At 51.1% G+C, this 315-nt stretch carries 1 protein-coding gene; it reads left to right on the forward strand.

Annotation, left to right across the window (positions count from 1 at the left end; all coding sequences use genetic code 11):
- Positions 1 to 315 (forward strand): transposase (locus tag OGY37_RS23445; protein ID WP_286619776.1); only part of this gene is annotated, 315 nt, incomplete at both ends.

The raw sequence follows: 315 nt of genomic DNA on the forward strand, positions 1-315 counted from the left end.
GTTCCGTTGCGCTGCCCGGATTACACCAGTGTCAGCAAGCGCGCAAAGTCGGTTAATGTCAGTTTCAAAACGTTCACCCGGGGTGAAATCGCGCATCTGGTGATTGATTCCACCGGGCTGAAGGTCTTTGGTGAAGGCGAATGGAAAGTCAAAAAACACGGCAAAGAACGCCGTCGTATATGGCGAAAGTTGCATCTGGCAGTTGACAGCAACACACATGAAATCATCTGTGCAAACCTGTCGCTGAACAATGTGACGGACTCAGAAGCCTTCCCGGGTCTTATCCGGCAGACTCACAGAAAAATCAGGGCAGCA

Origin of the sequence: Citrobacter sp. Cpo030 (genome assembly GCF_030333005.1) — a bacterium.
GTDB classification, from domain to species: domain Bacteria; phylum Pseudomonadota; class Gammaproteobacteria; order Enterobacterales; family Enterobacteriaceae; genus Citrobacter; species Citrobacter portucalensis.